16 protein-coding genes are annotated in these 13,532 nt (G+C 70.7%); 12 read left to right on the top strand and 4 right to left on the bottom strand.

Annotated elements, in window-relative coordinates; translation table 11 throughout:
* Positions 1-162 precede the first annotated feature (162 nt).
* Entirely contained in the window at positions 163-663 is a 501-nt protein-coding gene (locus tag R1Z03_RS21570) for an ester cyclase (protein WP_317354971.1), read from the top strand.
* 162 nt (positions 664-825) lie between these two features.
* The gene (gene xopAU, locus R1Z03_RS21575) at positions 826-2,502 is read left to right on the top strand and encodes a XopAU family type III secretion system effector serine/threonine kinase (RefSeq protein ID WP_317354974.1); all 1,677 of its coding nucleotides are present in this window, start codon (positions 826-828) and stop codon (positions 2,500-2,502) included.
* Here xopAU and R1Z03_RS21580 read toward each other — a convergent pair.
* From R1Z03_RS21580 to R1Z03_RS21595, 4 genes are all read right to left on the bottom strand, one after another.
* Positions 2,406-3,737: a TolC family outer membrane protein gene (locus tag R1Z03_RS21580; RefSeq protein ID WP_284428384.1), complete on the bottom strand. Its 1,332-nt coding sequence runs from the start codon at positions 3,735-3,737 to the stop codon at positions 2,406-2,408. The genes xopAU and R1Z03_RS21580 overlap by 97 nt on opposite strands.
* 72 nt (positions 3,738-3,809) lie before the next feature.
* Positions 3,810-4,154 (bottom strand): rhodanese-like domain-containing protein, encoded by a 345-nt coding sequence (locus R1Z03_RS21585; RefSeq protein WP_284428383.1) that lies wholly within the window; start codon positions 4,152-4,154, stop codon positions 3,810-3,812.
* Positions 4,155-4,182: 28 nt separating this feature from the next.
* The gene (locus R1Z03_RS21590; RefSeq protein WP_284428382.1) at positions 4,183-4,893 is read right to left on the bottom strand and encodes a protein-L-isoaspartate O-methyltransferase; all 711 of its coding nucleotides are present in this window, start codon (positions 4,891-4,893) and stop codon (positions 4,183-4,185) included.
* A gap of 31 nt (positions 4,894-4,924) precedes the next feature.
* Entirely contained in the window at positions 4,925-5,620 is a 696-nt protein-coding gene (locus R1Z03_RS21595; RefSeq protein ID WP_284428381.1) for a TetR/AcrR family transcriptional regulator, read from the bottom strand.
* 107 nt (positions 5,621-5,727) lie between these two features.
* On the opposite strand from R1Z03_RS21595, the gene msrA reads away from it, so the two are divergent.
* The 10 genes from msrA to R1Z03_RS21645 all read left to right on the top strand — a co-directional run bounded on the left by msrA (position 5,728) and on the right by R1Z03_RS21645 (position 13,522).
* On the top strand, positions 5,728-6,267 hold the full coding sequence (gene msrA, locus R1Z03_RS21600; RefSeq protein WP_284428380.1) for a peptide-methionine (S)-S-oxide reductase MsrA: 540 nt from the start codon (positions 5,728-5,730) through the stop codon (positions 6,265-6,267).
* 403 nt (positions 6,268-6,670) lie between these two features.
* Positions 6,671-6,859: a hypothetical protein gene (locus R1Z03_RS21605; RefSeq protein WP_317354987.1), complete on the top strand. Its 189-nt coding sequence runs from the start codon at positions 6,671-6,673 to the stop codon at positions 6,857-6,859.
* A 5-nt stretch (positions 6,860-6,864) separates the two neighbouring features.
* Positions 6,865-7,065, top strand: a complete 201-nt coding sequence (locus R1Z03_RS21610) for a hypothetical protein (RefSeq protein WP_317354990.1) — start codon at positions 6,865-6,867, stop codon at positions 7,063-7,065.
* 137 nt (positions 7,066-7,202) lie between these two features.
* Complete coding sequence (locus R1Z03_RS21615) at positions 7,203-7,685, top strand: transcriptional repressor (protein ID WP_317354991.1); 483 nt, start codon at positions 7,203-7,205, stop codon at positions 7,683-7,685.
* The gene (locus R1Z03_RS21620) at positions 7,682-8,353 is read left to right on the top strand and encodes an ATP-binding cassette domain-containing protein (protein WP_317354994.1); all 672 of its coding nucleotides are present in this window, start codon (positions 7,682-7,684) and stop codon (positions 8,351-8,353) included. The genes R1Z03_RS21615 and R1Z03_RS21620 overlap by 4 nt, the downstream gene beginning before the upstream one ends.
* 11 nt (positions 8,354-8,364) lie before the next feature.
* Positions 8,365-9,615 carry an FtsX-like permease family protein gene (locus R1Z03_RS21625; RefSeq protein ID WP_317354997.1) on the top strand — a complete coding sequence of 417 codons (1,251 nt, stop codon included), beginning with the start codon at positions 8,365-8,367 and terminating at the stop codon, positions 9,613-9,615.
* A gap of 92 nt (positions 9,616-9,707) precedes the next feature.
* Entirely contained in the window at positions 9,708-9,968 is a 261-nt protein-coding gene (locus R1Z03_RS21630) for a hypothetical protein (RefSeq protein WP_317355000.1), read from the top strand.
* Between the two features lie 109 nt (positions 9,969-10,077).
* Entirely contained in the window at positions 10,078-10,611 is a 534-nt protein-coding gene (locus R1Z03_RS21635; RefSeq protein WP_317355003.1) for a DUF3299 domain-containing protein, read from the top strand.
* 51 nt (positions 10,612-10,662) lie between these two features.
* Positions 10,663-11,088, top strand: coding sequence for a hypothetical protein (locus R1Z03_RS21640; protein ID WP_317355006.1), 426 nt, complete (start codon positions 10,663-10,665; stop codon positions 11,086-11,088).
* A 211-nt stretch (positions 11,089-11,299) separates the two neighbouring features.
* Positions 11,300-13,522: a TonB-dependent receptor domain-containing protein gene (locus R1Z03_RS21645; protein WP_317355009.1), complete on the top strand. Its 2,223-nt coding sequence runs from the start codon at positions 11,300-11,302 to the stop codon at positions 13,520-13,522.
* Positions 13,523-13,532 lie beyond the last annotated feature (10 nt).

The raw sequence follows: 13,532 nt of genomic DNA on the forward strand, positions 1-13,532 counted from the left end.
GGGAATCAGCGCTTTCAGCGCACTGAAGCGCAAGGTACCGCCGGCTCCCTGCTTGTTCCGCAAGAGCGGACCGGCGAACATCGCAGCACCCGGGCGGCACCCGGTGCTTTGCGATTGGCCCATGGCCCGTCCCTTCTCGCAACCCGTTACCCCAACCGATCCATGAAAAAACAGCTCACCCACCTTCTGCTGGCGCTCGCCGCCTCCCTGCCGCTGGCCGCCGTGGCGCAGGTGCCCGTTCAGCCCGCGGCCGACCAGGCGCCGTTGCTGGCAAGCGCGGACCCGGCACTGCGCGCCAACAAGCGGTTGGTCTACGACTTCTGGCGCGAGGTGTTCGAGGCCGGGCAAGTGGACCAGGCCGAGAAATACGTGGCCGAGTCATATATCCAGCACAACCCGAACGTGCCCACCGGCCGCTCGGCCATGGTGGGTTTCATCCAGCGACGGAACCCCACGCCGAAGCCCGTGGAGGATCGCATCAAGGCGCCGCTGGTCTCGATCGTCGCCGAACGCGACATGGTCATCCTGAGTTTCGTGCGCGAGTACGCCGAGCCGAAGGACCCGACGCGCCAGTACACCACCACCTGGTTCGACATGTTCCGCATCGAGAACGGCAAGATCGCCGAGCACTGGGATGGCGCGGTGAAGCCGTCAAACCCCTGAGAGGCGGCAGCAGGGGGCAGGGGCCCGACCGTCGGCGCACCTGCTGGGTCCGGGAGATGCATTCGCCATGCAGCGCATCGGTTCGCGCCGGCGCGGATGGCACCGGCCTGGCTGGGTTGTAGTCAAGGCCCCTGCCGCATCCCCTCCGCACGCTCCCCCTCCATGATCTCTCATCCGCTCTCTGCAAGCCCCCAACGCAGTGTGGCGGAGAACCGAGAATCCGCCAGCCAGGCGACCCCGCCCCCCGCGAACCCGGGCACTCCTGCCCCCGGGGCCAGCCACCCGTCGCTCCTGCTGGAGCGGAGGCGGCGGACACTGGGCGAGCGGGCCAGCGAAGGACTGCGGTTCAATGCGCAGCTTCCCGCGCTGGGCGACCGCATGGCCGGGTGGTTCAGTCCCCGCTCCTTGCCGGGGGTCGGCAGCCCGTTGTCGACGCCCCGGTCCAGCCCGGGCGCGAGAGCGTTCTCCAGCCCGCCTTCGATCCTCACGGCCCTCCTGGACCCGCCCACGCCGGTGGCGCGGCACCGGGCGTCCGATTCCTGGAATGCTGCCCTGGCCCTGGGCCAGGAGAGACGGCTCCAGAGCGTGATGCGCTCGACCAGCCCTGGCGTGGTGCTCAGCCCGCGCCTGGTGCGCAAGCTCAGCCAGCAGTGCAGCGCGCCGGACCTGGTGGAAAGACTCGCGGCGATGAAACCGGGCGCGGCGGACATCGGCAACGGCTTCACCGCCGTCGCGCTGGAGCCTTCCGGCGACGGCACGTCCCATGCCGCACAGGGCCTGCGGCGACTGGGCGCAGGCGCCGCGGGCACGGCCTACGCGGTGCGGCTGTCCGAGAACTTCTGGCGCGATGGCAGGGATTGCGGGCGGGATTTCGTGTTCAAGGCCATGCTGAGCACCGATCCTGCCAACCCTGCCTCCCGCACGCTGTACGACACGCTGGAGGAGGGCGCGGACCCGACCGATGCCATCGCGCAGGAGAAGGCCAAGATCCACAAGGAATACCAGGTGGCGGTGGCGCTCGGCAACACCGCCCAGGTCATGCGGGTCTATGGCCTGGTCCAGATCGGCAGCCTGTTCGGGATCCTGGCGGAGAAGATCGAAGGCCCCAAGGTCAGCCAGGTGATCGACTTGTCCCGCCAGGCGCTGAACCAGGGGGACATCAAGCCGCTGGAGTACCTGGCCCTGGCCTGGGAAATGGTGGCCGACGTGCTCATCGGCGCCTCGCGTTTCGCCGACGAGGGGGTGGTGCACCAGGACATTTCGCACAACAACGTGCTCTACGACGAGCGCCAGAAGATGTTCCGGCTGATCGACATGGGCCTGGGGGTCGAGAAGGGCGAGCCCCTGCGCATGGGCACCTGGGGATACGTCGAAATGCGTGCCTCGGCCAGCCACCACAAGCGCGACGTCTACAGCGTGGCCCAGTTGCTCGTGCATTTCCTGAAATCGCCGGACTTCCCCATGGGCCTGGTCGGCATCAGCAGCGCGTCTTCGGTAGAGACCTTTCCGTTCATGGACGCGTTGAAGGCGCTTCCGCCGGACAGCAAGGCCGATGTCGTCCAGCTTCTCAACCGCATGATCGCCCGGGATCCCGATGAGCGCGCTAGCGCCCAGGAATTGCTTCAGGACCCGCTCTTCGGCGAGATGCCGCCCCGCGATGACGTCCATGCGATCTACCAGCGATTGAGCGGCCCGCTTTCGCCGGTCCTCTTGCCGGTGGCCGACCGGGAGGGCACCAGCTCTCAGCGCACCGTCAGCGCATCGATGGCCAGCAGATCGTCCTGCGACAGCGTGCCCGCCGCCTGGCGCAGCTTGAGCGTGCCCAGCAGCACGTTGTAGCGGGCCTGGGCGAGGTCGCGCTTGGTCTGGTAGAGCTGGCTTTGGGAGTTGAGCACGTCGATGTTGATGCGCACGCCCACCTGGTAGCCCAGCTGGTTGGCCTCCAGCGCGCTCTGGCTGGAGGCCTCGGCCGCCTCCAGGGCGCGCACCTGGCCCTGGCCGGACTGCACGCCGTAGAACGCGGCGCGCGTGGCCTGCGCCACGGTGCGGCGGGCATTGTCCAGGTCGGCCAGCGCCTTGTCTTCGAGCGACAGGGTTTCCTTCACGCGGTTCTGCACGGCAAAGCCTGCGAACAGCGGCAGCGTGAGCTGCACGCCCACGGTGGTGTTGTTGGTGCGGGAGTTGACGTTGGGAATCGTCGGCGTGCCCTTGGGGTTGCGCGAGACGCTGTAGCCGGCCTGCAGGTCCACGGTGGGCAGGTGGCCGGTTTCGGCCTTCTTCGTCTCCAGGCGGGCCACGTCAAGCGCGATGGCGGCCTGGCGCACCTGCGGCTGCAGCTCTTCGGCCGAGCGCACCCAGGTGCCCACGTCGGCAGGGGCGACCTCGGGCAACCGCACGGGCTGGGCCAGCGGCTGCGGCGCCACGCCGGGGCGGCCCACCACCTGGTCGAGCGCCAGCTGCTTCACGCGCAGGTCGTTGTCGGCGGCGATCTCCTGGGCGACGACCAGATCGAAGCGCGCCTGCGCCTCGCGCGAATCGGTCACGGTGGAGGTGCCCACCTCGAAGTTGCGCTTGGCCGATGCCAGTTGCTCGGCCACGGCGGCTTTCTGGGCCTGCACGAAGGTGAGGGTGTCGCGCGCGGCCAGCACGTCGAAATACGCCTGGCTGACCCGCACGATGAGGTCCTGGGCCACGCCTTCGAGCTGGGCCTGCGCGATGTCGATGCCGCGCTGGCCCTGCTCGAAGGTGATGCGGTTGGCCGGGCGGAACAGCGGCTGCGAGGCGGTGAGGCCCACGCTCTGGCTGGGGGCGCTCAGGTCCACCGGCGGGCGGTTGACTTCGGTCTTGGCGTAGTTGGCCCCGGCGGAGAGTCCGGCGCTGGGCAGCAGCCCGGCCCGGGCCTGCTCGGCGCGGCTGCCGGCGGCGTCGTACTGCGCCTTGGCGGCCTGGAAGGGCGCGTCATAGCCGCGCGCCATCTCCACCAGTTGGGACAGGCTCTGGGCCTGCGCGCCGAAACTGGCGAGCGCAGCGGCCACGGCCAGGGACAAGGGAATGCACCGAAGCAAGGTCGTCATGAACGTCTTTCAGGAAAAGGAAGGCGTGGCGCCCCACGCTGCCGGGCCCGATGCCGCGGCCACGGGGAGCGATCAGTACCGGGGGACCGCCGCGTCGCGCTCGTGCGACCAGGCATCGATGCCGCCGCTGATGTTGGCCACGCGGTCGAAGCCCTGCTGGTCGAGGTAGTTCGCCACGCGCAGGCTGCGCACGCCGTGGTGGCACAGGCAGGCGGTGGGGCGATCACGGTCCAGTTCGGCCAGGCGCGTGGGCAGCTCGCCCATCGGGATGGCGGCCACATCGAACCCGTCCTCGGCGGCGACGCTCGCGGTCTGCAGCTCCCACGGCTCGCGCACGTCCAGCACCAGCGGGCGGGCACCGACGGGGGTGGCGGCGAGCCACTCGGTGAGCTGGGCGGGGCGGACGTGGTCGATCATGCGGATTCCTGAGAAAGACGAAAAGGGATCAGAAGGTGAAGCGCGATGGCTCGGGGAAGTGCAGCAGGCGCGGGGCGATGGTGTCCCACGGCTGCGTGGTCTCGAAACGGTCGCCGGTGCGGCGGACGATGGTGGCGCGCATCATCGGCTCCTGGCCGACGATGGCGGCGAGCCGGCCGCCTTCGCTCAATTGGGACAGCAGGGCCTGCGGCACCTCGCTCACCGAGCCGCTGAGCACGATCACGTCGAAGGGGCCTTGCGCCGCCGCGCCCTGGGCACCGTCGGCCTGGCGCACTTCGGCGTTCAGCACGCCGGCGCTGCGCAGGTTCTCACGGGCGAATTCGACCAGGTCGGGCTCGATCTCCAGCGCCAGCACCTGCGCAGCCCGGTGGGCCAGCAGGGCCGCCATGTAGCCCGAGCCGGCGCCGATCTCCAGCACCCGGTCGGTTGGCTTGACCTGCAGGTCCTGCAGCAGGCGGGCTTCCACGCGTGGCGCCAGCATGCACTGGCCCAGGCGCTGGGCCAGCTCGTTGGAGGCATTGAGGGGGATCTCCATGTCCATGAACGCCATGCTGCGGTAGGCGGGCGGCACGAATTCCTCGCGGCGCACCACGGACAGCAGGTCCAGCACGTCGGTGTCCAGCACGTTCCACGGGCGGATCTGCTGCTCGATCATGTTGTAGCGGGCCTGCAGGATGGGATCGCTGATGTTGGCGGACGTGTTCAGGGGCATGTTCATGGGGTTACTCCGGGCGGGATCGTGGATCGGGTCAACCCTCGATTTTAGGGGCCGCGGGCGGCGCGGCCACCGGCACGGAGAGCCCGCACAGGAGGTTGTCCACCTGCGCGGCGATGAAGCGCTCGGGAGAGAGCCGCTCCAGGTCGGGCATGCAGGCCGTGGAGTGCTTCCACATCGTCATGAAGATGAGCGGCGCCAGCACGATGTGGATGCCGCAATCCATGTCGGGCACGCGGAACTCGCCCCGGTCCACGCCGCGCTGCAGGATGCGGCCGATGAGCCGCTGGCCGGGCTCGACCACTTCGCTGCGGTAGAACGCCACGATGTCGGGAAAGTTGTTGGATTCGCCAAGCATCAGCTTGGTGATGCCGGAGGCGGGTGTGGCGCCGATGCGTTCCCACCACAGCTGGTAGGCGTAGCGCAGCAGTTCGGCGGTGCTGTGGGGGTACTGGTCGATCTCCAGGTCCCACTCGGGGAAATGGCGGCCGATGCTCTGGCGCACGACTTCCTTGAAAAGGTCTTCCTTGCTCGGGAAGTACAGGAACAGTGTGCCCTTGGACACCCCGGCGCGGGCCGCGACCTCGTCCACCTTGGTGGCGGCGTAGCCCTTCTCGACGAAGAGTTCCAGCGCAGCGTCCAGCAGTTCGCCCGGCCGTGCCTCCTTGCGGCGCTCGCGCTTGGAGGCCTCGGTGGACGGCGGGGGGGCGGGGGAGGGAGACGAATTCATAATTAATGACTGACTGGTTAGTAATGTAGCAATCCCGCAGAGCAGCGTCAACGCGGCAGGACTTCCATAATGGCCCGATCGCCACTTCTTGCCTGTAAGACCATCCCATGACACTGCAAACCATCACCCTGGGCGGCGGCTGCTTCTGGTGCACCGAAGCCGTGTTCGACCGCGTTCGCGGCGTGACCGACGTGGAGAGCGGCTACGCCAACGGCCGCGCGCCCAACCCCACGTACGAGGACGTCTGCACCGGCACCACCGGCCATGCCGAGGTGGTGCGGCTGACCTTCGACCCCGCGGTGATCGCGCTGCGCGACCTGCTGGAGATCTTCTTCGCCACGCACGACCCCACCACGCTGAACCGCCAGGGCAACGACGTGGGCACGCAGTACCGCAGCGGCATCTACACCGAAAACCCCGAGCACCAGGCCGAAGCCGAGGCGATGGTGCGGCAGATGTCGCAGGACAAGCTCTTCGGCGCCCCGATCGTGACCGAGGTGGTGCCGCTCAAAGGCTACTGGCCGGCCGAGGATTACCACCAGGACTACTTTCTGAACCATCCCGGCCAGGGCTACTGCGCCTTCGTGGTGGGCCCCAAGGTGGAGAAATTCCGCAAGACGTTCACGCGTTTCCTGAAGCCGGACTGAGCCGGCGGCGCCCCGGTGGCCTGTGGTCGCGCGCCACCGATTCGACCGAAAATTACGTAATTCATCGGCAAAATCCTTCGATTTTGTCTAGACTTGCGCCCTGTCAAAACAAGCACTCAGGCGGAGGTCGAACCGTGTCGGCAGGTGCAGAGAATGAACCCCGGTGGCTGGACTATTGGCGGAAGAACATGGAGGCGCTCGGGATTCCCGTGCCCGCCACCGCGTTCCCGAATGACGCGTTGATCGTGGGCACCATCAAGACCCTGGTGGACGCCGCCCGGGTGCATGGGCCGCGGGTGACGGTGGGCGAGCTGATCGTCGCCGGCACGCTGCCCGAGCGGCTGGCCATGCTGGGCGCGCGGGGCGTGGCCTACTTCGCCGGGCGGCGGTGGGCAGCGCGGCCGTGGCCACCGGCCGGGCGATCTCGGGCGGCACCGGACTGTCGGACGTGCTGTTCTATGCGTCGCGCCGCGGCTTTCTCAACCCGCAGGTGGGCACGGTGCTGCAGACCCACCCGCAGATCTACCAGCGCCAGCAGGCGGGGCGGCTCACCCTGGCGCTGTCTCCGCAAAGCCTGTCTCGGCTGAGGTGAATCCCATGGCTCCATCCCCCTTCAAAGACGGAACGTACTTGCTGGTCACGGCATTGGCGTGCGCAGGCGCATCGTGGCTGGCATTCGCGTATTTCGGGGAGGCGGTGTTCTACGGACTCTTCGGCCTCTCCTGGCTGGCCCTCAGCCTGGACAACGTGCGGCTGCGGCGCCAGCTCCGGAAACTGCAGGACGGGCAGGCGCCGTAGCGGCCGGGTGGGGCCAGCGGGCCACCTGCCAGACGGCCAAACGGGAAGGGTGGCTTGGGGCAAAGCTGCCATAATGCAACCCGTTTGCGTTACCAAGCCATCCCGGCGCCTTTTGCGCGCGCCGCCGGCCGCCCGCCATGCCCCGTTCTCCCCACTCCGATCCCTCCGCGCCCCGCGCCCTGCCGCCCGGCCTGCGTTCCACCCGCGCCACGCGCGCCCTGCTGGCGCTGATGTCCTCGCAGCCCTCCGTCGCAGTGTCCGGCGCGGAGGTGGAATCCGCCCTGGCACGCCGGGGCGTGGTGGTCAACCGCGTCACGGTCTACCGGCTGCTGGACCGGCTGGCCAGCGCCGGGCTGATGCGCCGGCACATCGATGCCCAGCGCGTGGCCCGCTACACCCTGGTGGGCCACAAGAGCGAGCCGGCCGCGCCGCATTTCGAGTGCAACGACTGCCACCGGCAGTTTCCCGTCACCGAAGGGGCGGCCCCGCTGCAGGCGGCCGCGCGCCAGATGCTGAAGGCCCTGGCCTCGGCCGGCCACGACCGCCTGGCGCTGGACGTCGCCGTGCGCGGTCGGTGCGCCGTGTGCGCGCAAACCGCGCACCCCGGGGACGGCGAGTGATCCGCACGCAGGCGCTGGCCTTCGCCCACGCCGGCACCGCACCGCTGCGGTTTCCCGATGTGGACCTGCCGCAGGGCGGCTGCCTGCTGCTGCAGGGCCGCTCCGGCTCGGGCAAATCGACGTGGCTGGCCCTGGTGGCCGGGCTGCGCCGCGCGAGCGCCGGCACGGTGGAGGTGGCGGGCCAGGCGCTGGACCGCCTGGGCGGCGCGGCGCGCGATGCCTGGCGGGCGCGCCACCTCGGCTTCGTGCCGCAGACCCTGCACCTGAGCGCCGCGCTCACCGTGGCCGAGAACCTCGCGCTGCCGTACTTCGCCGCCGGGCTGCCGCGCGATGCCGCCGCCATCCACACCGCGCTCGACCGCCTGGGTGTGGCCCCCCTGGCGGGCCGACGGCCGCATCAACTGTCGGGCGGGCAGGCGCAGCGCGTGGCCCTGGCGCGGGCCGTGCTGCTGTCGCCCCGGGTGCTGCTGGCCGACGAGCCCACCGCCAGCCTGGACAACGAGGCCGCCGCCGATGCGCTGGCGCTGTTCACGGCCTGCGCCGAGGCGTGCGGCGCCAGCCTGGTGGTCGCCACGCACGACCGGCGCGCGGCGCAGGCCCTGGCGGGCCGGCCGGGCGCCCAGCATCTGGATCTGAATGAAATCGGCCTGCAGGGCAATCAACCCTAGGGCATATCGCTATGAAAAATATAGCAAATGTCCTGGGTCTTTCGTGGCGCTACCTGTGGTCGCGCCCGCTGCCGGCCGCGCTCAACCTGCTGCTGCTCGCGCTCGGCCTCGCCGCGGTCACGCTGGTGCTGCTGGTCAGCCGCCAGATCGATCAGGCGTTCGAACGCGACGTGCAGGGCATCGACCTGGTGGTGGGGGCCAAGGGCAGCCCGCTGCAGCTGATCCTGGCGGGCGTGTTCCACATCGACGTGCCGCCCGGCAACATCGCCCTGGCCGACTTCGAGGCGCTGGCCCGCCAGCCGCTGGTGGCCGAGGCCATTCCGCTGAGCCTGGGCGACAGCTTCTCGGGCTACCGCATCGTGGGCACCACGCCCCAGTACCCCGCGCACTACGGCGCCGCGCTGGCCCAGGGCCGCCTGTGGCAGCAGCCCATGGAGGCCGTGCTGGGCGCCGCGGTGGCGCGCGCCATGGCCAGCGCCGCACAGGATGCCGCGCCGGGGCAGGGCGACACGCTGCTGGGCCGGCGGTTCGTGGGCAGCCATGGCCTGGCCGGTGGCGGGCACGCGCACGGCGACCACCCCTACACCGTGGCGGGCGTGCTCGCGCCCTGCGGCTGCGTGCTGGACCGGCTGGTGCTCACCGCCACCGAATCCGTGTGGAAGGTGCACGAAAGCGCGCAGGCCGACGACCCCGACGATCTGGAGGCGCTGCGCCAGGAGCGCGAGGTGACGCTGGCACTGGTGCGCTACCGCAGCCCGCTCGCGGCCGTGACCCTGCCGCGCTACATCAATGCCAACACCCCCATGCAGGCCGCCGCGCCCGCCGTCGAGGTGACGCGCCTGCTGCGCCTGCTGGGCGTGGGCGCCGACGTGCTGCAGGCCTTCGGCGCGGTGCTGCTGGGCGTGGCGGCGCTGAGCGTCTTCATCGCGCTGTGGAACGCCGTGCGCGAGCGCCGCGCCGATCTGGCCATGCTGCGCATGCTGGGCGCCTCGCCCGCGCGCGTGGGCGGCCTGCTGCTGGCCGAGGCGCTGTGGCTGGCGCTGATCGCCTCGGGCCTGGGCCTGGCCGCCGGCCATGCGCTGGCGACGGTGGTGGGCTGGATGCTGCAGGCGCAGAACGCCATGCCCGTCACCGGCGCGCTGTGGCTGCCCGAGGAATGGGCGGTGCCCGGCCTCGCGGTGGCCGTGGCGGCGGTGGCGGCGCTGCTGCCGGCCGTGCAGGCGTACCGGGTGGACGTGGCCGACCTGCTGGCGCGGCCCTGACCTGGAATGCCTGGATGCCTCGATGCCTGGACGTCCCCCGAACCCTTTCCCCTGTTTTTGTCACCCACCTCCTGAATGAAAGGACTTCTTCCATGACCGCCACCTCCCGACTCCGCGCCCTGGCGCTCGCACCGCTCTTGCTGCTGGCCGCCGTTGCCGCCCAGGCGCAGCAGCATTCCGACGCCGATACCCAGGCCGACATCCAGCGCCACCGCGCCATGGCCGCCGCGCACGAGGCCGCCGCCAAGTGCCTGGAATCCGGCAAGGGCCACGACACCTGCGAGAAGGAACTGCAGGCGGCGTGCAAGGGCCTGGCCATCGGCAAGTTCTGCGGCATGAAGCACCAGCATTGATCGCGATTCGATTCGTCGCATGCGCCCCTGCCCGGCGGGGCGCTGCGACAATCGCACCGGCCGGGCAGGGCGCCCGGCCGCCGTTCGCCGCCTTTTTGAGGACCCCCGCATGAAAGCCATCCCCCTCGCATTCGTCTGCCTGCTGGCCTGCGGCGTGGCCGGCGCGCAGGCGCCGGACGGTGCCGGCGCGGCGCTGTCGTCCCCGCTGGGCGGCGGTGGGCTGCCCCCGGGCAACGGCGCGGGCTACCACAGCCCGCAAAGCCCGATCAAGCCGCTGCCCACGCGCAGCGACGTGGTCCCCTGGTCCACGCTGACCAACCTGCAAAAGAAAACCCTCAAGACCCGCATCGAGCCGGTCTTCAACCCCGAGCAGAGGGCGCTGAACCAAACCGTGCAGCGCGTGCAGGGCTTCATGGTGCCCATGACGGCCAAGCCGCAACAGCGGCACTTTTTGCTCACCTCGGTGCCGCTCACCTGCGCCTTCTGCATTCCCGGCGGGCCGGAGAGCATGGTCGAGGTGAAGGCCTCGTCCCCCGTCACGTATTCGCTCGAACCCGTGGTGGTCGAGGGCCGCTTCGAGACGCTGCGCAACGACGAGTACGGCCTGTTCTACCGCATGGTCGACGCCAGGCCCGTCCCGTGATGCGAGCGCTTCGCTGACACAGCGCCCCGACCCGCCGCCCCCACCTTCCCCATGACACCCGCGCGCCCGCAGCCATTGCCGCACCGCCAACGCATCGCCGTCTGGTGGATCGCGTTCGCGCTGCTGCTGGCGCCGTTGCTCGGCCGCATGCACCAGGTGGTGCACGGCGGGGCGCCGGGCCTCGCCTCGGCCTCCGTCTCCTGGCCGGCGGGCGTGGCGCACCATGCCACGGCGCCCACCGCGCCCGATGCGCGGCCAGGGCAGGGCGGCGACGGGCTCCATGCGTTGTTCGCCGGCCACCATGGCGCCGACTGCCAGTTGCTGGACCAGTTGCTGCTCGGCGGCGCGCTGCTGGCGGCCCTGGTGCTGCCGGCGGCCCACGGCGCCGCGCAGGCACCGCTGCCGGAGCACCCCTCGCACACCGGCACGCGCCAGCGGTCGGCCTTTCTCGCCCGCGCGCCCCCTGCACAGGGCTGAAGCGCGCCCCCCTGCGGCCACCGGCCGCCATGCGGGGCTACTCCTTTTTTGATAGCTACCTGCCCTAGATGAATATGCGCTGGTGGCACTTTTTGGCCTGACTGCCTGCACAGCGATGGGGCCGTCCCGCCAGCCTGGGCGTGGTCCGGGCGGGCGCGGATGGAGCCGCGCGTGCGGGCCGCCGCTCTCTTTTTTCGTGAAGCTTTTGTCCATGAACTCCCACACCTCCACCGCGCGCGCCCCCCGCACCGCCGCTTCGCGCCGTGCCACGTTGCGCCCCCTGGCCTGGGCCGCACTCCTTGCGCTGGGTGGCCCCGGCCTGGTGCCGGCCGTGCATGCCCAGTCGGCCGCCGCCATCGCCCAGGCACCTGCCGAACCCGCACCCGCGGGCGTCCCGGCTGCCAGCGCATCCACGCCCACGCCCACGCCTACCGCCCGCCTGCCCGAGGTGACCGTCACCGGCAACCCGCTGGGCGCCGCCACCGTGATCGCGCCGGCCGCGCAGCTGTCGGGTGATGCGCTCACCCTGCGCACCCAGGCCACCCTGGGCGAGACGCTGGACGGCCTGCCGGGTGTGAGCAGCACCTACTTCGGCCCCAATGCCAGCCGCCCCATCATCCGCGGGCTGGACGGCGACCGCATCCGCATCCTGCAAAACAGCGGCGCCACGCTGGACGCCTCGGCCCTGAGCTTCGACCATGCCGTGCCCACCGAGGCGCTGGTGACCGAGCGCATCGAGGTCCTGCGTGGCCCGGCGGCGCTGCTGTACGGCGGCAGCGCCGTGGGCGGCGTGGTCAACGTGATCGATAACCGCATTCCCCGCGAGCCCATCAACGGCGTGGCCGGCAAGGCCGAGGCGGCGGCCGCCACGGGCAACGGCGAGCGCTCGGGCGGCGCGATGGTGGAGGGCGGCAACGACCGCTACGCCCTGCACGTGGACGTGTTCGACCGCGACACCGACGACGTGCGCGCCCCGGCCGACCTGGCCTGCGAAAAGCCCGGCTCGCCGGGCCTGGCGCGCCGCATCTGCAACTCCGCCAGCCACACGCGCGGCGGCGCGGTGGGCGGCACGGTGTTCTTCGACCGCGGCTACCTGGGCGCCTCGGCCAGCACCTACCGCAACGACTACGGCACCGTGGCCGAGGACGACGTGACCATCGGCATGCGCTCCAACCGCTACGCGCTGGACGGCGAGTGGCGCATCGACGCGGGCCCGCTGCAGAGCATCAAGATGCAGGCCAGCCACACCGACTACGTGCACACCGAATTCGAGGGCGGCGAGGCCGGCACCACCTTCCGCAACCGGGGCAACGACCTGCGGCTGGAGGCCAAGCACGCGCCGCTGGGCGCGCTGCAGGGCGTGATCGGCCTGCAGGCCGAATCGTCGCGCTTCTCGGCGGTGGGCGAAGAGGCCTTCGCGCCCTACAGCCGCAGCCGGTCCACCGCGCTGTTCGCGCACGAGGAACTGGCCACGGGCTGGGGCAAGCTGACCTTCGGCGCCCGCACCGAGCAGGTGAGCGTGGAATCGTTCGGCAGCGCCGACACCGACCGCTTCGACACCGGCAAGCACACCTTCCACCCGCACAGCGCGGCGGTGGGCGCGCTCGTGAACCTGGCGCCCGACTGGCAGCTGACCTCCAACCTGTCGTACACCCAGCGCGCCCCCAAGGACTACGAGCTGTTCGCCAACGGCCCGCACATCGCCACCGGCGCCTGGGAGACGGGCGACAGCCGCCTGGGCCTGGAGAAGGCGACCAGCATCGATGTGGGCGCCGCCTGGAAGAGCGGGCCGAACCGCTTCGCCGTCACCGCGTTCTACAGCCGGTTCTCCAACTACATCGGCCTCACGCCCACGGGCGCCAGCCTGACGGAAGACGGCGAGCGCGTGCCCGCCGGCACGGCCGATGCGCTGCCCGAGTACCGCTACCAGGGCGTGCGCGCCAAGTTTTACGGCCTGGAGGCGAGCGGCAGCGTGCGCCTGGTGGGCGAGAGTGGCCTGGCCGGCGCCAAGTTGTTCGGCGACACGGCATCGACGCTCGACCTGCAACTGCGCGGCGACCTCGTGCGCGCCACCAACGAGGACACGGGCGAGCCGCTGCCGCGCATCGCGCCGCTGCGCCTGGGCAGCACGCTGGCCTGGGCCAGCGGCCCGTGGCGCGCCGGCGTGGGCTTCGACCACCTGGCCGCCCAGGACCGCGTGCCCAGCGACGGCACCCGCGCCACCGGCGCGTACACGCTGTGGAACGCCTCGGTGGGCTACCACCAGCAGGTGCAGTTCGGCGCCACGCGCAGCAACCTGCTGTGGTATGCGCGCCTCGACAACATCACCGACAAGCTGGCCTACAGCGCCACGTCGATCCTGACCACCACGGCGTTTCCGAAGTCGCCGCTGCCGGGCCGCAGCCTGAAGGTGGGCGTGAAGGCAACGTTCTGAGCGGGCGCCG

It is taken from the genome of Acidovorax sp. BLS4 (assembly GCF_032929295.1).
GTDB lineage: Bacteria > Pseudomonadota > Gammaproteobacteria > Burkholderiales > Burkholderiaceae_C > Paracidovorax.